The following is an 18315-nucleotide window of genomic DNA, read 5'->3' as shown; positions in this document are numbered from 1 at the left end:
CTTTCAAAGGTAAATATTAATCGAACTACTTTCTTTTCAATATTCGAATAGGTCCTTGTTCATATTGCACGCTCCAAACTTGTGCTTTTAAAAGCTCCTCTGTTTTCCTTTTAAAAGCATCTTTATCTAGAGGATAGGGGTCTTCTTCATAGGAAAAAATTACATACTCAGCATCCGCTATCATCGGAAATTGATAAATATAATCTCTTAAAGCCAAATGGGGTAAAAAAGGTGATTGAGCTGAAACTACAGCATTTTCAGGAATATAATTCAACTGTTCGTGCAAAACTTTTACATTAAAATCTCTGGAATAATGATCCGCTTTATAGATTCTTATTTGTGCTCTTCCTAAATGAACAATGGGATTATCCATCACTCTAAAAGTAATACCTAAATTGGCAATCACTAAGGAATAAAGTAATACTTTTCTCCATTTATCACTCTTGATTTCATTGATAATCATAAAAATTCCAATGACCATAATCACTGCAAATTCAATACTATATTGTCCATTGGTGCTCCAGATGATATATTTATCGTGAAACATTTTCTGAAAGAAAATAGGAATCAACATTAAAATATATTGAGGCTTTTTAAAGAGCAGAAAAAATCCAGAAATAAATAAATAAATATGGAATTCAAGTTTAATGAAATCGGCATCAGGGTCTCCAATATGATTCACAAATAAGGTTTGAATACTCTCTAGAGGATGGCTCAACAAGAAGACTAGGGCTTCTTTGGAATTTGTGCCTAAAAAGGAATAATGAAAATGTGGATAAGAGTTATTATTAGCAAAGGCGGGCATAATGAAGCCAGTCACTAAAACAAAATAAAAAGCACTAAACAGGAAAAATCCCAGTAGCCTATTTCTCATTTTAAAATCTTTCCAATATTCAATTACCAATCCTAAACAGATAAAAGCCATCCAAAGCGGAATATTTTCTTTACTGATTAAAATGAAAATCATGAGCATAAAGCTCCATCCTATTTTTCTCTTTTTAATGGCATAAAAAAACCAAGGAACTATAGTTGCCGCCACCACATTAGAATGATAGTCGAAAGCTAAAGCAGTAAAAACTCCAAAAAAACTAAAATACCAAATCAATGCTGAAATGGCAATGGAGGGTTTATATTCCTCATCGGAGAAATATTTATATATGCCCCATCCTCCAAAAAGAATAGAAAGTATTTGAATAATAAGTAGAGTATAGGTCCCAAAAAGGAGAGAAAAAGGAGCAAAGAGAATCAAATAAATATCGAAATGATCAGCCAGTAGGTTCTCTGAAATAGGTTTAAAAACTCTACTGTCATTAAATTGAAAATGGACATAATCGTATAATGCATTGGTATACGCTCCTAAATCGAGTGCAAAAGTTCTGAAATAATAATGATTGACTAAAGATAAGATACTATAGATGATAGCAAATATGATAATAACAATATAGAAACTCCTATGTTTACTTTTTAGCATCTTCGCAAGATTAGCTCATTATATTAAACCCATCTCACGGCTAATATCCAACATCTTATTAATAGGTTTTTCAGCTCTTTTCATCACATCTTCAGGAAGTTCAATTTGAGGAGTCTCATTTTTAAGACAGAGGTATAATTTCTCTAAAGTATTCAATTTCATATAAGGACAGTCGTTACAGTTACAAGTCTCATCCTTAGGAACCACCATAAATTCTTTTTCTGGAGCATCTTTTTGCATCTGATGTAAAATACCAGTTTCACTAGCTACAATAAACTTCTTAGCATTCGATTTTTTGGTATATTTCAACATAGCTGTAGTAGATCCTATCATATCGGCTAATGCCAATACTGGTCCATCACATTCAGGATGAGCCACCAATTCAGCATCTGGATGTTCCATCTTTAATTTGATAATGGCCTCAGTGCTTAGAATATCATGCACTTCGCAAGTTCCATCCCATAATACCATTTCACGACCCGTTTTGTTGTTAATATATCCTCCCAAATTTTTGTCGGGAGCAAATATGATTTTCTGATCTTTGGGGAATGATTCTACGATTTGAACAGCGTTGCCACTGGTGACTATCACATCGGAAAGTTCCTTGATTCCTGAACTACAATTGATGTAAGAAAGTACGATATGATCAGGATATTGATCTCTAAATTTTTTAAAATCCACTGGAGGGCAACTATCCGCCAATGAACATCCGGCTTCCAAATCTGGCAACAAAACCATTTTATTTGGATTCAAAATTTTGGCAGTTTCAGCCATAAAGTGAACTCCAGCAAATACAATAAGCTCAGCATCAGTGCTTGCAGCTTTTTGAGCCAATCCCAAACTATCACCGATATAATCGGCAATATCCTGAATTTCAGGAATTTGATAATAGTGAGCCAGGATGATTGCGTTTTTTTCCTTTTTGAGTTTCGCTATTTCGCTGATATAATCCATCGTTCAAATCTTTTGTTTTGTTGCAATGCAAATTTAGATAAAGCTTTCAATCTTCCTCAAAAAAATTATCAGTTTTAAACATCATCAATATTTATATATTATCTTATTTTAAATTTTAAGTTATTTAATAATAATATAGGAGGCTGTTAATATCGTTATAACTTTCTGTCAAAAAATTAGATTTTTCCGAATGATGCCATTTTTCACCTTTTTTGAACAATAGAATAGACTTAAATATCAGATTTTTGAAGGTCTTATTAACATCCTGTTGAAAAAACAAATGTGTACATTTATTTTGGTGAAAACAGGAAATCTGATGTTAATTTCAAGTTAAGAAGCTATGAAAACTTCTGAAAACTTTTCGCATTTTAACGTAACCCTAGCTTTCTTGTTCATAAGCTCCATCTTATCATATTTAATGAACAAGTCATCAACATGATTTCAACAATAATTGTTAATAGCCCTATAATCCTTTATTAACAAGTGTTGATAAGCTATTCAAAATGGTAGTTTGTAATAGATTAACATGTTGAAAAAGCATATATTATTACTCATTTTACACTATAAATCCCAAAAATTCCTAAATATTGATGTTTATGCATAAAAAGGGCATTTGGTGGTATCGAACATGATTGGTTTTGTTATTTTTGCATCTTATATAAAGAAAGATTATGCAAACTTGGTTTAGTTGTAAGGTAAAGTACCAGAAAATTGATGAGCACGGAAAACAAGTACGTGCCAGTGAAACATATTTAGTAGAAGCCATTAATTTTACTGAAGCAGAAACTCGTATTTACGAGATTATGGAACAGTATGGTAGTGGTGATATCGTAGTAGCAGGAATATCTAAGACCAATTTCTCTGAAATTGTAAACTATGAGGATGGTCAATATTGGTATAAAGCTAAAGTAACTTGGGAAGATTTTGATGAAAAATCTGCTAAAGTTAGTAAAGTAACGAATCACTTTTTGGTAGCTGCTAATAGTGTAAAACAAACTTTTGATCGTGTAGAGGAGAATTTGGAGTCTATGATGGTTCCGTTTGAGATTCCTAGTATAGCTTTAAGTTCTATTTTAGATGTATTCCCATTATTTGGTGAAGAAGAGGAACAAGTGATTCCAGATAATTTGAAACCATTAAGTGATTTTGAAGGAGAAGCTCCAAAAACAAATATAAAAGAAGAATCAACAGATACTGATGAAGAAGCTTCGGAAGAACCGGCTGAATAATTTTACAAATTCCTGAAAATTGAGCATCAATAATTATGAAATTCTCATAAAGAAACTGGATGCCTTTATAAATAAGTATTATAAGAATCTTATTATTAAAGGCTTTTTGTATTTGTTTCTGATTTCATTGAGTATCTTCATTATCCTAGCTGTTAGTGAGTATTTTTTGTATTTCTCGGTGCAAACTCGTACCATATTGGTATACTCTTATTTACTGATATTTATTGGTGTTTTTGTCTATTTTGTCTTGCTTCCGGCATTAGCCCTCCTCAGAATTTATCGTCATATTAATTATCAGGATGCTTCTAAAATTATTGGAAAGCATTTCCCTGAAATTAGAGATAAGCTTAGTAATGTTCTTCAATTACAAGAATTGGGGAATATCGATAAAAATCAAAGACTATTAATAGAAGCTGGTATTTCTCAGAAAGCGGAAAAAATTAAACCTTTTCCATTACTTAAAGCTGTTGATTTTCGTAGTAATTTAAAATATGGGAAATATCTACTTATTCCTTTAACTATCATTTTATTCACTTGGCTTATTCAACCAAAATATGTGGAGGAACCCACAAAACGCTTGGTGCAGTATGAACAAGAATTTGAAAGACAATGGCCTTTTAAAATTGAGATTGTTAATGAGGAATTAAGTGCTTTTCAAAAGGAAGATTTCGAACTCAAAGTTCAAATAATAGGAGAAGAATGGCCCGATCGCCTTTTTATCAATTATCAGAATAGTAGATATCTATTCACTAAAAAAAGTGGAAATGTATTTGTGTACACTTTTAAGAATTTGAGGAATTCCATTGATTTTTATATTTCCGATGCCTATGAGTTTCAAACCAAGAATTATCAATTAGAAGTTTTTCCAAAAGCCGTTTTTAATCATTTAGAGATAAAAATTTTTCCACCAGCTTATACTCAATTACCAAATAGAGTGGAGAAAAATATTAATGATTTGCGTGTTCCTGTTGGAAGTGTTTTACAATATCATATTAAAACAGCTCATAGTGATAGCCTTCTCTTTATTCAGAATACTGTATTTCATAAATATCAGGTTGAGGATAATCTATTTATTATTAGTGATACAATAGATGAAACTAAAAATTATAGACTTTATTCTTCTAATCAATATTTAGATAAAAGCGATAGTCTTTCCTGGTTGGTGCAAATGCTTCCCGATGAATATCCACGTATTCAAGTGGAAACTGTTGAAGATAGTTTGAATACTAAATTGCTTTATTTCAATGGAATGATTGATGACGATTATGGTTTTTCTTCCTTGAGTCTCTATATAGAAAAAGGAGAAGAAAAAATTCGTCAGAATGTAAGTATCAATGCCAATACTAAACCTCAACGTTTCTACTTTTATTTGGATTTAGAGGAAGTCAATCAAGAAAAAGGATTAGATATCACCTATTATTTTAGTGTTTCTGATAATGACAGATGGAATGGACCAAAATCAGCTCGTTCCCAAAAACAAGTTTATCATTTCGATAGTCAAGATGAGTTGATAGAAAAACGTAATCAAAACTCAGATAGCCTGAAAAATGAGTTGAGCAATAATCTGGAGGAATGGAAAGACCTTCAGAATAGAATTAAAGACTTTAAAAAAGAATTAATAGATAAGGAACTCATGAGTTGGGAAGATCGCAAGAAAATGGAAGATCTACTCAAGGAACAGGAAGAACTACAAAAGAAGATTGAGGATTTCCAGAAGCAGAGTAAAGATATTAGTGAACAAAATGAAGATTTGGAGAAAAACCAGAGGATTTTAGATAAGCAAGAACAACTTCAGGAGCTTTTTGAACAGGTGATGGACGAAGAGACTAAAAAGAAGATGGAGGAGCTCAGGAAGATGCTGGAGGAGATGAATAAAGAGAACAGTCAGGAGTTGCTAGACCAGATGGAATTAAATTCAGAAGATCTAGAAGAGCAGCTGGACAGGAACTTGGAATTGTTTAAACAATTGGAGTTCGAGATGCGAATGGAAGAAAGTATTGAAGAGCTAAAAAAATTGTCCGAAGAACAAAAGAAACTAGCTGAAGAAACCAAAGACAGTAAAAAAGATGATGCGGATAAACTTCAGCAAAAACAAGACAGTATAAATAATGCCTTTGAGGATATCAAAAAGGAATTGTCGAAATTAGATAGTTTGAATAAAAGCCTAGAGGAGCCCAACTCTTTGGACATGAAAAAAGAAGAACAAGCAAAGATTGACAGTTTACAACAAGAAGCACAAGAACAATTAGAAGACAAGAAGATGGATGATGCTTCTGAAAAGCAAGAAGAAGCAGCAGAGGAAATGAAAGAAATGGCCGAAGGCATGCAGATGGAGATGGAGGCTAATGCCATGGAAGAAATGGGAGAGGATATGGAAACCCTTCGAGAGATTCTCGACCAACTCATTAAACTCAGTTTTACCCAAGAAGATATTATGGATACGCTTTTGGCCATGGAGGATATGGATCCCAGTTATAATGGCTTAGTTAGAAGACAATTTGGTATGGAATCTAAACTCCAAGGTGTAAGAGATAGTTTGTCTGCATTGGCAAAAAGACAGCCCGCTGTTCAACCTTTTATCCTCAAAGAATTCAATAAAATAGATTATAGATTACAATCTACCACCGATTTTTTAGAAGCGCATCAAGTAGATCAGGCTTTAAAAGATCAACAATTCATTATGACTTCCTTCAATCAACTGGCATTAATGCTATCTGAAGCCATGGAGCAAATGGAGCAGATGATGAATAGCATGATGAAGGGAAATTCTAGTGGAAAATCTAAAAGTTGTCCAAAACCAGGTTCAGGTAATCCTAGTGCTAAAAGTATGAAGCAAATGCAGCAGCAGCTCAATAATCAAATGAAAGAGATGCAAAAGCAAATGAAAGATGGAAAAAAGCCAGGTAAAAAAGGAGATAAGGGTAAACAAGGACAAGGGCAAGGTATGAGTGAGCAATTTGCTCGCATGGCTGCCGAACAAGCTAAAATCCGTAGAATGATGGAGGATTACCAAAATCAAATGATGGAAGAGACGGGTGGTAAGCCTTCTGGACTCGATGGGCTATTGAAGGAGATGGAAGAAACAGAGAAGGATTTGGTAAATAAGATGATTTCTCAGGAGACTTTAAAGCGTCAACAAAATATTATGACACGCCTTTTAAAGTCGGAAAAAGCTGAACGTCAGAGGGAGAAAGAACAGGAGCGAAAGAGCGATGAAGGAAAAAACATTAAAAGAAGTAACCCTAAAGAATTTTTAAAGTATAAGGAGATTAAAGAAAAAGATTTAAATTTGATGAAAACTATTCCGCTGGACTTTAACCAATACTATAAAAAGAAAGTGGACGAATATTTTTATAAGTTTGATAATACTGATGATGATGATGTTGAGAAGTAAAGAATTAATAATTAAATCCGATTTATCCGAATTGCATAAGTTAGAAGAATTTGTGGAGCAAATCTCCGATGTTTATAATGTAAATTCTACTTACTATTCTAATATTTTGGTGGCTTTAAACGAAGCTGTAACCAATAGTATTATTCATGGGAATAAAGAGAATGAGGAATCTGAGGTTCGAGTGTTATTCGAATCAAAAAATAAAGGACTTTTCTTTAGTGTAAAAGATGATGGTCCTGGTTTCGATTTTACAAATTACCCTGATCCTACTGATATTAGCATAGAGAATTACGAAGACATTGGGCATGGGCTTTATTTAATGAAGAGTCTAAGTGATGTAATCGAATATAACGAAGAGGATAAAAGCGTTGAATTAGGCTTTAAGATAAGCAGTATCAATAAAGAATTGGCAGTTTCAAGGGTGAATTCATTACAGGCCTATTTTAGTACTGCTAATCAATCTGTAAAAGCTTAATACTTGGCTCTATTTTTTCAAAATAAATATCCTAACAAGAATATACCTATTCATAAATTGACTTCCTCATGGCTTTTAAAAGCTATTGAGGAAGAAAATTATGTATTAGGCAAATTGACGTATACATTTCTCACTGACGTAGACCTGCATAAAATTAATGTGGAGTTTTTAGATCATGATACTTTTACCGATATTATTACTTTCGACTATAATAGAGGAAATATGATTATAGGTGAAATATATATGAGCATTGATAGAATTAAAGAAAATTCTGTGAAGAATAATGTGACTTTTGCCCAGGAGTTTGATAGAATTCTAATACATGGTTTACTCCATTTATTGGGTTATAAAGATAAAGATCCTGACGATAAGATCTTAATGACCCAAAAAGAAGATTATTACCTATCTTTGCAGCCGCAAAAATAAATCTATCCCATAAGAGAGAGTATAAAGCTTCCCTTAATGTAGTTTTAATTTAGAAAATAACTTTATAAACGTAAAAGACAGATTTCACGTGGAACAAAAATACGAGATGTTTCCTATATACGATCTTATTGTAGTTGGTGCTGGTCATGCTGGTTCTGAGGCTGCAGCTGCTGCTGCAAATTTGGGTTCGAAGACTTTGCTCATCACAATGGATTTAAATAAGATTGCACAAATGAGTTGTAATCCTGCAATGGGAGGTGTTGCAAAAGGTCAAATCGTTCGCGAAATTGATGCTTTAGGTGGATATAGTGGTATTGTAACCGATAAAAGTATGATTCAATTTAGAATGTTGAATCGTAGTAAAGGTCCTGCTATGTGGAGTCCAAGAGCACAAAGTGATAGAATGCGTTTTTCCGAAGAATGGAGAAAGATGTTAGAAGAAACCGAAAACCTCGATTTTTGGCAAGATAAAGTCTATGAATTGATGATTGAAGATAATAAGGTCATTGGAGTTAAAACGCAAATGGGTCAAGAAATTCGGGCCAAATCTGTAGTTTTAACCAATGGAACTTTTCTCAATGGAAAAATGTTTATAGGAGAGAAAGTTCTGCATGGTGGGAGAATGGGCGAGAAGGGAAGTACCGGAATTACAGAACAACTCGTTGAGCTTGGTTTTCGCTCTGATAGAATGAAGACAGGGACTCCTGTTAGAGTGGATGGTAGAAGTATAGATTATTCTAAATTGGAAGAGCAAGCTGGGGACGAAGTCCCAGGTAAGTTTTCTTATTTGGATACTCCTAAATTGGAAAAACAACGCTCGTGTTATTTGGCATATACCAACCTTTCCGTTCATAATACTTTAAGAACAGGTTTTGAATTTTCTCCTATGTTTACAGGAAGAATTGGAGGAATTGGTCCTAGATATTGTCCCAGTATTGAGGATAAAATAGATAGGTTTAGTGGTAAAGATTCCCATCAATTATTTGTGGAGCCAGAAGGTTGGAATTCTATAGAATATTATATCAATGGATTTTCAAGTTCTTTGCCAGATGATGTTCAATTGAAAGCTTTGAGAGAAATACCAGGTTTTGAAAATGCAAAAATATTTCGTCCTGGTTATGCCATAGAATACGATTTCTTCCCACCAGAGCAATTAAATTATACCTTAGAAACAAAACTGATAGAAGGTTTATATTTCGCTGGTCAGATTAATGGAACTACGGGATATGAGGAGGCAGCTGCTCAAGGTATGATGGCAGGTATTAATGCCCATCTTAAAGTCTATGGGAAAGATGAATTTGTACTGGGTAGAAGTGATGCTTATATTGGTGTTTTAATAGATGATTTGATAACAAAAGGAGTTGATGAGCCTTATCGCATGTTTACTTCAAGAGCTGAATACAGAATTCTTTTGAGACAAGATAATGCTGATTTTCGTTTGACAGAGAAGTCATATAAAATAGGTTTAGCATCCGAAGAGCGTTACCAGAGAATGCTGAGAAAGAAAGACACTGTTGAACAAATTATTAAATATTTAGGCAAAACAAGTGGATTGCCTGAAGAATTGAACGAGTATTTAATAGCTAATAAAAGCCAAGGATTAAAACAGAAAACTCGTTTTGCTCAAATATTAACACGTCCTCAAGTATATTTAAGAGGTTTAATTGAGTATTCTACTTCACTTGAAACCTATCTGAATAGTATAGAATATTATGATGATGAGATATTAGATGAGGTGGAAATTCTAATCAAATATGAGCGTTATATTGAAAAGGAAAGTGAGATTGCAGACAAACTTAAGAAATTTGAAAATATCCCATTGAGCAAGGATTTTGACTACGATAAACTTTTATCTTTGTCATTCGAAGCAAGAGAGAAATTAAAGAAATTACAACCTGCTTCCATCGGACAAGCTAGTAGAGTGAGTGGTGTGAGTCCTGCAGATATTAGTGTTTTATTAGTTTATTTAGGAAGATAAAAATCAAGTTTCACGTGGAACATCAAACAGAGATTTTAAAGAAATGCCCAGTATGTGGTTCAATAAAGTTGCAAAAAGCCTTTAAAACCAAGGATTATTTTCTCACTCAAGAGGAATTTGGCATTTGTATGTGTAAGAAATGTGGTTTCCATTTCACCAATCCACGTCCAACAAAACAAGCTTTAGCTCCCTATTATAAGAGCGACAAATATATTTCTCATAGCAATTCTAATCAAGGATTATTCGGGTTTCTATATCAGCAAGTGAGGAATTATACCCTCGGTAAGAAATATGAATTGGTTTCTAATATCAAAAAAGATGGAGAATCTATTTTGGATATTGGATGTGCTACCGGTCAATTTCTCAATGAATTTAAGAAGAGAGGATGGCATTGTGTAGGCATCGAGCCAGATAAAGAAGCTGCGGATTATGCAAAGAAAACCTACGACTTAAAAGTATTTGGAGAAGAAAAACTGGATGAATTACCTTCAGATTCTTTCGATGTGATTTCCATGTGGCATGTTTTGGAACATGTGAGCGATCTTTCTAAAAGGATGGAAGAGCTTAAAAGATTAATAAAAGCCAATGGGACTGTTTTTATCGCCTTGCCAAATCTGGATTCTTGGGATGCCCACCATTATGAAAAGTATTGGGCCGGTTTAGATGTTCCTCGTCATCTTTATCATTTCAAAAAAGAAAACGTAGAATTGCTTTTTAATAACCATGGTTTTAAAATGCATCGAATCGATCCTATGAAATTTGATTCTTATTATGTGAGCCTCCTCTCTGAAAAATACAAAAAGAATCCACTTCGATTATTTTCTGCTTTTTTCAAAGGGGCTTACTCCAATTTGAAAGCAGGCAAGAATCCTCCCAATCATTCCAGTTTATTGTATATTCTTAAGCCAAGAGTGGTTTAGGAGTCGATAATCAGCTGAAATTTGCTTTTTCGCTCATAATTAGGCTCTATTTGCTTCTTGTGCTTCTCTAGTATTACTATATTGATTTTTCGAGAAAAGCGCTTAAATCAAAACATGTTTGTAAGTGATTGAAATATAGAATATCCAATAGGGCTTTTTAGCATAAAATAACTGGTTTTTATATTTTTTGTAGAGAATTGTGTATTCTTGATTTTTTTATTTGGTCTAAAAAGTCAACTGAGCTAATTGAATTGAATAATGCGAAAATAAAAAAAACGGTAATTGTTAAGCTAGCTACTTCAATAAGTTCACTCACTATATTTATTTCTTGGGTTAAAAAACTCTTAAACCTGAAATGATCAATTCATTTTTCTTATTTTTGAGGAAACCTTAAAACAAATTTTATGAAAAAGTATTCTATTATTCTCACTGCTGTATTTTTTGGCTTTCTGTTTTATAATTTTACATGCCTAAATGTACAAGATGGTAGTATCGTACCTGTTAAAGGAGAATTAAATATGCCTGCCGATGTTAAAGCTATTGTAGATAATTCTTGTTATGGATGCCATCACACGGATTCTAAAAATGAAAAAGGTAAGAAAAAACTTAATTTTGATAGTTTTGGTAGTGATTATTCTGCCATTAAAAGCAGTGGCAAATTAAAAGAAATAGCCAAGGTAACTATGGATGGTGATATGCCACCCTCAAAGTTTTTAGAACATTATCCTGAAAAAGCCCTAGATGATAATCAAAGAGCACTTATAAACGACTGGTTTCGTATAGAAGCAAAGAAGTATCAGGAAAAATAGAAAATACGCTTAGAAGCTTTGTTTGTGCTTGGAAATATACATTGTGCTTGTGTGAAGGATCTATAAGATGAAGGATCTAGTACTGCTTTTTTGGTCACTGAGTTTGTTGAAGTGAGCTCAAGAAATGCATTTTATGTCGTTATTTCAACTGGCTCAATGAACTAATAGTTGCCTTTAAACATCTATTTGAAAAATAAAAAAGCCACCTTACCAGGGTGGCTTTTGCATTAGGGATACTACGGCTAATAGTATCGGTTGTTATAGAATATTTCTTAAAGAGTTGGAAGATAGAAGCTAACCTCTATCTTCATGCTTTTAACTGTTCATTATCTTCTCAATTTCATTTAAAATCTTCTCCTTCGAAGCATCACACATCAGCTCCCCATTTATCTCAACAAAGGGCGGCGTCATGCTCTTTTCATTGCAACCCGGAAGGCTCACAGCCGCATCTATTTTTATACGGTCTTGCCATGGCTCTTGAATCTCTTCATTCAGGTTCATTAGTTCTGCTCCACCCATGATATAGGAATAAGTTCCTACACAAATTCTGATATGTATTTTCTCTTTCATAGTTTAGTTATTTGTGGAATATTTTAATATCTGACGCTTGGCCATACTTGGTTTTGCAATGGTATTACAACCATTTATACAGCCATTTTCACAAGCCATTATTTCATAAAAATTATAGTCACCTTTGCCTAAAGCAAGAGCTTTTAATTCCTTAATATTCTCTTTAGAAAATCCAGATAGCTTGGTGTTATTTAAGTTTTCCTCGGAGATTAAATAGTTTTTTACCATTTCAGTAACTCCTCCGCTATAGGAAAATACTCGTGCTTCTAAATTATCTTTTTTAGGAGCTATATTGATACTGTGCATTTCTATTTCGGAGGCTGCTAACATAGAACCAAGCTCCTCAAAATTTAAGGTGTAATCAGCTACTTGAGTGGAAAAGACTTCATGCTTTTTGGCCATACAAGGACTAATGAAAACCATTTTTGCTTCGTGATTTTCTTGTTTAAGCTTCTCTGAAGTATAGTATAGAGGTGTCTTAGTTGTAGAGAGTTTATCTTTCAATGTAGGGAGATGTTTTATCACTAATTCCTGATAGGATGGACAGCAAGAAGTGGTCATCTTCTTATCAGGGTTTCCGAGGATTTCCTCCTCTAGTTCTTGAGCTTCTTTTTGTGCGGTTATAATAGCACCTTCTGCTACTTCCACTACTTTATCAAAACCCAACTTTAGAATGGCCGCATGAACTTGTTCTGGTGTGGCCGCGAACTGTCCATATAAAGCAGGAGCTACTAAAGCTATTATTTCCTCCTCCGATTTTAAGGCTTGATAGATATTTACAATATGTGATTTTTCCATCACTGCTCCATAAGGGCAGGCCTCGAAACACCTTCCACAAAAGATACATAAGTCATGATTGATATTGGCAATACCATTCTTGTCTTTAGAAATAGCATCCACCGGACAAACTGCTTCACAAGGTACCGGAGTAAAAATGATGGCATGAAATGGACAATAATTCATACATAAACCGCAGTTTATACAATCATCAGTATCAATTTGTGCTCTTCCAGTAGAAAAATTAATGGCATCTTTTGGGCAATTGACTTGGCAAGGACGACCATCGCAGGATTGACACATATTGGTGACTACATAGTTTCCAGGTGAACAAGAAAGGCAAGCTTCGTCAACTACTGTCAACCTCACATCGCTAATGCCTTGTTTTTCCTCCGCTATTTTTACATATTCCGATAAGGGAGTAAGTTCATCAGTTTCATCCTCAATACTGAATCCTAAACAAGCCATGAGTTTATATTTTAGAACTGCTCTATCCTTATGTACGCAGCAGCGAATATGACTATTATTCCTGGGTTTCATTTCCAAAGGAATTCTGTCGATGAGTTCTCGTGAACCTCCATCTTGCAATTGACTGCAAAGACGAGTGAGGAGCTCCCTTCTAATAAACATGGCGTTGTTTTTAATCATGTGGTTTGTGATTTTTGGTTCTATAAATATTCGAGTATCACACGTTTCAAAAATTTCGTTTCCAACAGATTTGCTATCCTCTTCATCACATTTCTTCGAATCTCTAACTCCACCGGAAGCGTAGGATCTTGGTGTGCATTATTCACTTTGGTACCGACTATAATGTAGATTTCATCATTGTCAATAAACTGCTGTATGATTTGTCCAGCAGGTGTATCTTCAGGTTCCTCAAGTATACTGTTTGATTCTAAGAGTGTTGATATTCTTCCTAAAGTTAATATGCCTTCAGAAACTAAATCGATACCTTCAATCTTAGAAAGAGGTGGAAGTGTTGGTGTGGCTGAATCCATATCTACATCAATTTCTCTATTTAACTCTCTGGATATTATTTCAGCTGTGGTTCCTCCACATAGTATTTTTGTTCCTTCGAAATGGTCTACTTTTTCAGCCAGTAGTTTATCGTTTTCTCTGCTATAAGGCGGGCCGGTACAAAGCAATAATTGTCGGGGTTTGGTGAAATGAATCACCCCACAAGTCATATCATCTTGTGGTTTTTGAATATCATTACTGATGGCTTGAGCACAAAGCTTTTTACTTAAATCCCTAGCTGAGATATTTGGATGTTTCTGAGTATTGATTTTGAGAAAGGATTGTACCGAAGTCATCTCCCATCCAAAAGGCATATCTTTTCTGCCCATTCCCGATTGACTAATACCATCAGTCATATAAGCGATTCTATCATTTTTTTGTGCTTGGAAATTCCAAGAATAAAGATTTTGAGGATGCTCCATTGTTGAAGAGAGCACTAATAAATCACGATTGGGTTTTATACATTCACCATCTCTAATGAGAAGCACGGGTGGATTGCCATATTCTATGATATGGGTTTCTCCATCGGAATCAATATCGATAATAGTAAAGGTAGAGAAGCCTATTTTGCGAAATGGGTCGACGGGCAAGGTTTTCATGATGGTCTCGGTAAAACGCTCCAATGGCTCGTTTAAGGACATAAAATTAACTATCATGCCTGCAGTGAGGGAAGCCAGCATATTTGCTTTGATTCCGCTGCCCAAACCATCAGCTAAAACCACCAAAGTACGGTTTTCTTGTTTTAAGCGTCGGGAAAGGAACACATCTCCACAAACTACTTTCTTGTGTTTGCAAACCTGTTGGTATTCCACATCGATGAAAAGCTCACTGCTATACATTCTCCGAATCTTCGTAGGATTGAACAATGGTATTTAGCATGGTCTCTGTTTTTGCGGCATTTTCCCCCAACAAAAAGGCCACCTGTTGTACGGTAGATAAGTTTTCCAAAATCACTTCCTTGGTTCGCTTGATGACCTCCTCATTTCTGACTTCTGGAGATTGTAGGTTTCTCAAAATTCCGCAAATGATTTTATGTTTTTGGATGGTGAATATGGAAAGGTGATATAGCTTTCCTTCAATTCTTATGTCTTTGTCGAATTTCTCTAAATCCAGTTTTATGGCATTTTGAAAAAGTTTATAAGGTGGAAATACCGCTTTCAAATGCGCACCTTCTAAGCCTGGGATATCATTAAAAAGCTCACAAGTTTCTTCGCCTAACATTTCAGCAAACTGAAGATTGGATTCTATGATTTTGAGTTTATCGTCGCACATAACCACTGCATAAGGCATTTTTTGTAGCAATACAGAAGCTTTATTTTGCGCTACTTTTCGCATATAAGAAACACACATGCTGCTTTCCGCTTTTTCCTCTAAAAGAGCTTCGGCAAAATCGCGGCAGTTTTCATACCCACAGCCACTACAATTCAACTCGTCTTTGCTCGATAATTTTCCAATGGACTTTAATGATTCTAAAATATCCTCCCCCGAATGCTTTGGAATATTGACTTGGCTTTTCTCATAATCGAGACTAATTTCTATGGCATTTTTCAGCATTCTCTCCTGTGCAGATGTTTGCTGATGGGTTCTAATGATATTGGCTCTTTTTTTGGCAATAGAATTATTTTCAGAACAACCAGGGCCATTCACACAACCTCCATTGCAGGATAGTAATTCCAAAAAGCAGAGCTTATCAGTCTCGATACCTTCTAGGTTTTCCAAAACATCTTTCACGCTATTTCTACCAGAGAAAGACATGAAATCTAAATCTACCGTAGTAATTTGTGATTTTAGGCTATTAATCATTCCGCCATCCACAGGATAAAGAGAACCATCGGCTGCTTTATTTGGATAGAATAATTCTTCAGTTTCAGATTCCTCAAAATAGGCAGATTCTTTCTCAAGCCATTCAGATAATTCCTGAAAAGTGATGGAAACATCCACTAAACCCTCATGTTCTTCGGCTTCATTCTTTTTAGCAATGCAGGGGCCAATAAATACGATTTTAATGGGCTCGGTTTGCAAGCTGCGTAAATAGGCCGCATGAGCAAGCATGGGCGACATAATGGGTACAACTTTATCGATATGTTCAGGATAGTATTTTTGAATGAGGCTGACTACTGTTGGACAACAAGATGAAATATGTAATCCTGTTTCTTGTTGATTCAAATATTGATTAACGGATTCGGAAACCATTTCGGCACCCAAAGCCACTTCAGACACTTCATGAAATCCGAGCTGTTTTAAGGCTGAGATAAAAGAGGAAGCCTTGTGCTCACTAAACTCAGAAACCCAAGCTGGAGCAAAGGCTGCGATCACTTTCTGTCCGCTATTGAAAAGGTTTTTGGCAGCGGCTACATCGTTTCTAATCTTTTTGGCACCTGCCGGACAAATGGTGGTACAATACCCGCAGTTAATGCAAAGCTCTGTAATGATAGAAGCACTATGGTCTTCTATTTTGATGGCTTTAACGGGGCATCGTCTCACGCATTTGTAGCAGTCCTGACAATTGTTTTTCTCAGTGTAAATAGATTGGAGAATCATGCTATTAAATTTTTGGTTATTATTAGCTATTTCTCGGTATGGTAGGCTTGAGGCGACTGTTGTTTTTTGGGCTTGAAGGTAGCATCTAGAATTTTAATGATGCTCGATTCGTTTACATTGAGGTGTTTTTGGTCACCGATGCTTAGAACTGGGCCATGGTTACAATCGTTGGAGCATAGTTTCCCTCTAAAATCGGTTTGATCGATTAGCTGGTTCATGGCTAAATAATCTTTTACTATTTCCAATGTTTTGGCGTTTCCACGGCTGTAGCAAGAGCTACCCAAACAAATTACAACTTTAATTTTCTCTTTCATCTATTCACTTTTACTTTAACTGTTAGATGGAATCACATGATGAAGAATAATTATTAGATAAAAAGTTTAATAATTATTTTAATCATGCTTATTTCATCTGATCGTATTTACAAGGTGTCAGAATAAAACCATTGACTTATCAAAAAGGCTTGCTACTCACCTGATAAAGAATAACAAGCTCATTTTGATTAGTACAAGGTATGAAATTCTATTGCTTATCCCTTTTCAATTGGCGTGCCATGGTTTGTAAAACAAAGGATATGAGGTTGGTATGTTGGATTGTGTAAAATGGAGGAAATTAGAGGTGTCATTATATGTGACAGTTAGGGGGTTTGGATTGTCCTGATATATTACAGTGTTTTGTTTTAGGACGGTGGTTTTAGTCATTTTGGATAGGAAAAAGAATTTTGAGGAGGGTTTTAATTGAGATTAGAACATAGGCTGGAAGAAATATTTAAGGATTCTAATTGTAGCTGGTATTTATAAGCTAGGCCACCCAGGGCCTCAATCCTTTCTTTATGCTCAAAGCTTTGATCCCATAGTTACAGCCAAAAAAAATCAATAAAACATGTCCCAAATATTTACCAAATTTGGGACATGTTTTACAAAAAAAAAAGCCTTTGGGAAGTCCCAAAGGCTTTTTTATAATCCGTTAAAGTAAATAGATTTCAATTCAGTAAATCTTAATGCTTATGGTCATGATCATGAGAATGCCCATGGTCGTGATTGTGTTCATCAAGAAGAGTAACTTTACCATCGGTGAGGCTATAATAAGCGCCAACAATTTTTACTTTTCCTTCTTTTTCTAGATTGCTAAGGATATGGCTGTTTTTTCTAATGTCGGCAATGGTTTGGCTCACGTTTTCTTTAATCACATGATCAAAATAGGCTTTGTCCTTATAGTTTCTTTCGCCTTCCACATTCTGGATGGCTGGTTCAATTTGAGCTAGTAAGTTATCCACATTGATACTTCCCACATCTACTTGTTTAATGGCAGATTTTACTGCTCCACAATTTTCATGGCCCATAACCATTAGCACTTTAGAACCAGCAACGGCAACACCATATTCCATACTTCCTAACAAATCTTTATCTTCAATATTTCCTGCCACACGAGCCACAAAAACATCGCCAACTCCTTGGTCAAAAATATACTCAACAGGAACTCTAGAATCTATACAAGCTAAAATTACAGCCTTAGGAAATTGCCCATTTGTGGTGGCTGAAATTTGAGCGTTTAAGTCACGGTTTTCCATATTCCCAGATACATAACGCTGATTGCCTTCTAATAAATCTTTTAAAGCGGCATCGGGCATTAGCGTTAACTTAAGCAAAAAGCTCTTTCAATTTGTTGCTCAAAATTTAATCGATTTTTCCTTTTCTCATAAGTACAATACCTTGATAATTTAGCTAATGAGTCGCCTGGGATATTTGGGCTGT

General features: G+C 34.8%; 15 protein-coding genes. 7 read left to right on the top strand and 8 right to left on the bottom strand.

Going from position 1 to position 18315, the window contains the following annotated elements:
* Positions 1-25 precede the first annotated feature (25 nt).
* Positions 26-1471, bottom strand: coding sequence for a DUF2079 domain-containing protein (locus tag HNS40_RS15730; RefSeq protein ID WP_172282548.1), 1446 nt, complete (start codon positions 1469-1471; stop codon positions 26-28).
* A gap of 18 nt (positions 1472-1489) precedes the next feature.
* Positions 1490-2425, bottom strand: a complete 936-nt coding sequence (nadA, locus tag HNS40_RS15725) for a quinolinate synthase NadA (RefSeq protein WP_172282546.1) — start codon at positions 2423-2425, stop codon at positions 1490-1492.
* Positions 2426-3096: 671 nt separating this feature from the next.
* Here nadA and HNS40_RS15720 point away from each other — a divergent pair.
* The 7 genes from HNS40_RS15720 (at position 3097) to HNS40_RS15690 (ending at position 11656) form a co-directional block, all read left to right on the top strand.
* Positions 3097-3654 (top strand): DUF4494 domain-containing protein, encoded by a 558-nt coding sequence (locus HNS40_RS15720; RefSeq protein WP_172282544.1) that lies wholly within the window; start codon positions 3097-3099, stop codon positions 3652-3654.
* A 19-nt stretch (positions 3655-3673) separates the two neighbouring features.
* On the top strand, positions 3674-7048 hold the full coding sequence (locus HNS40_RS15715; RefSeq protein ID WP_172282541.1) for a DUF4175 family protein: 3375 nt from the start codon (positions 3674-3676) through the stop codon (positions 7046-7048).
* Positions 7032-7523, top strand: a complete 492-nt coding sequence (locus HNS40_RS15710) for an ATP-binding protein (RefSeq protein ID WP_172282539.1) — start codon at positions 7032-7034, stop codon at positions 7521-7523. The genes HNS40_RS15715 and HNS40_RS15710 overlap by 17 nt, the downstream gene beginning before the upstream one ends.
* Positions 7524-7526: 3 nt before the next feature.
* A complete protein-coding gene (ybeY, locus tag HNS40_RS15705; RefSeq protein ID WP_216664183.1) occupies positions 7527-7949 on the top strand; it encodes an rRNA maturation RNase YbeY in 423 nt (140 codons plus the stop codon).
* A gap of 106 nt (positions 7950-8055) precedes the next feature.
* Positions 8056-9927, top strand: a complete 1872-nt coding sequence (gene mnmG, locus HNS40_RS15700) for a tRNA uridine-5-carboxymethylaminomethyl(34) synthesis enzyme MnmG (protein WP_172282537.1) — start codon at positions 8056-8058, stop codon at positions 9925-9927.
* 14 nt (positions 9928-9941) lie between these two features.
* Positions 9942-10847, top strand: coding sequence for a methyltransferase domain-containing protein (locus HNS40_RS15695; protein ID WP_172282535.1), 906 nt, complete (start codon positions 9942-9944; stop codon positions 10845-10847).
* 404 nt (positions 10848-11251) lie between these two features.
* The gene (locus HNS40_RS15690) at positions 11252-11656 is read left to right on the top strand and encodes a heme-binding domain-containing protein (RefSeq protein WP_172282533.1); all 405 of its coding nucleotides are present in this window, start codon (positions 11252-11254) and stop codon (positions 11654-11656) included.
* Positions 11657-11971: 315 nt separating this feature from the next.
* On the opposite strand, the gene HNS40_RS15685 is transcribed toward HNS40_RS15690, so the two are convergent.
* From HNS40_RS15685 to HNS40_RS15660, 6 genes are all read right to left on the bottom strand, one after another.
* Positions 11972-12226 (bottom strand): hypothetical protein, encoded by a 255-nt coding sequence (locus HNS40_RS15685; protein ID WP_172282530.1) that lies wholly within the window; start codon positions 12224-12226, stop codon positions 11972-11974.
* A 3-nt stretch (positions 12227-12229) separates the two neighbouring features.
* Entirely contained in the window at positions 12230-13651 is a 1422-nt protein-coding gene (locus tag HNS40_RS15680; protein ID WP_172282528.1) for a monomeric [FeFe] hydrogenase, read from the bottom strand.
* A 20-nt stretch (positions 13652-13671) separates the two neighbouring features.
* Complete coding sequence (locus HNS40_RS15675) at positions 13672-14859, bottom strand: SpoIIE family protein phosphatase (RefSeq protein WP_172282525.1); 1188 nt, start codon at positions 14857-14859, stop codon at positions 13672-13674.
* Complete coding sequence (locus HNS40_RS15670; RefSeq protein WP_172282523.1) at positions 14852-16561, bottom strand: [Fe-Fe] hydrogenase large subunit C-terminal domain-containing protein; 1710 nt, start codon at positions 16559-16561, stop codon at positions 14852-14854. The genes HNS40_RS15675 and HNS40_RS15670 overlap by 8 nt, the downstream gene beginning before the upstream one ends.
* A gap of 26 nt (positions 16562-16587) precedes the next feature.
* Positions 16588-16875 (bottom strand): NAD(P)H-dependent oxidoreductase subunit E, encoded by a 288-nt coding sequence (locus tag HNS40_RS15665; protein WP_172282520.1) that lies wholly within the window; start codon positions 16873-16875, stop codon positions 16588-16590.
* 683 nt (positions 16876-17558) lie between these two features.
* Positions 17559-18191, bottom strand: a complete 633-nt coding sequence (locus HNS40_RS15660) for a carbonic anhydrase family protein (protein WP_172282518.1) — start codon at positions 18189-18191, stop codon at positions 17559-17561.
* Positions 18192-18315: the final 124 nt, after the last annotated feature.

Origin of the sequence: Lentimicrobium sp. S6, assembly GCF_013166635.1 — a bacterium.
Classification (GTDB): domain Bacteria; phylum Bacteroidota; class Bacteroidia; order Bacteroidales; family UBA12170; genus UBA12170.
The sequence above is the reverse complement of the archived record's forward strand: the minus strand, read 5'-3'. Positions and strand labels throughout refer to the sequence as shown.

Bases quoted from the DNA above. Each gene is read 5' to 3' on its own strand.
- HNS40_RS15730 (WP_172282548.1), bottom strand. From the start codon at position 1,471: ATGCTAAAAAGTAAACATAGGAGTTTCTATATTGTTATTATCATATTT.
- nadA (WP_172282546.1), bottom strand. From the start codon at position 2,425: ATGGATTATATCAGCGAAATAGCGAAACTCAAAAAGGAAAAAAACGCA.
- HNS40_RS15720 (WP_172282544.1), top strand. From the start codon at position 3,097: ATGCAAACTTGGTTTAGTTGTAAGGTAAAGTACCAGAAAATTGATGAG.
- HNS40_RS15710 (WP_172282539.1), top strand. From the start codon at position 7,032: ATGATGTTGAGAAGTAAAGAATTAATAATTAAATCCGATTTATCCGAA.
- mnmG (WP_172282537.1), top strand. From the start codon at position 8,056: ATGTTTCCTATATACGATCTTATTGTAGTTGGTGCTGGTCATGCTGGT.
- HNS40_RS15690 (WP_172282533.1), top strand. From the start codon at position 11,252: ATGAAAAAGTATTCTATTATTCTCACTGCTGTATTTTTTGGCTTTCTG.
- HNS40_RS15685 (WP_172282530.1), bottom strand. From the start codon at position 12,226: ATGAAAGAGAAAATACATATCAGAATTTGTGTAGGAACTTATTCCTAT.
- HNS40_RS15680 (WP_172282528.1), bottom strand. From the start codon at position 13,651: ATGATTAAAAACAACGCCATGTTTATTAGAAGGGAGCTCCTCACTCGT.
- HNS40_RS15675 (WP_172282525.1), bottom strand. From the start codon at position 14,859: ATGTATAGCAGTGAGCTTTTCATCGATGTGGAATACCAACAGGTTTGC.
- HNS40_RS15670 (WP_172282523.1), bottom strand. From the start codon at position 16,561: ATGATTCTCCAATCTATTTACACTGAGAAAAACAATTGTCAGGACTGC.
- HNS40_RS15665 (WP_172282520.1), bottom strand. From the start codon at position 16,875: ATGAAAGAGAAAATTAAAGTTGTAATTTGTTTGGGTAGCTCTTGCTAC.
- HNS40_RS15660 (WP_172282518.1), bottom strand. From the start codon at position 18,191: ATGCCCGATGCCGCTTTAAAAGATTTATTAGAAGGCAATCAGCGTTAT.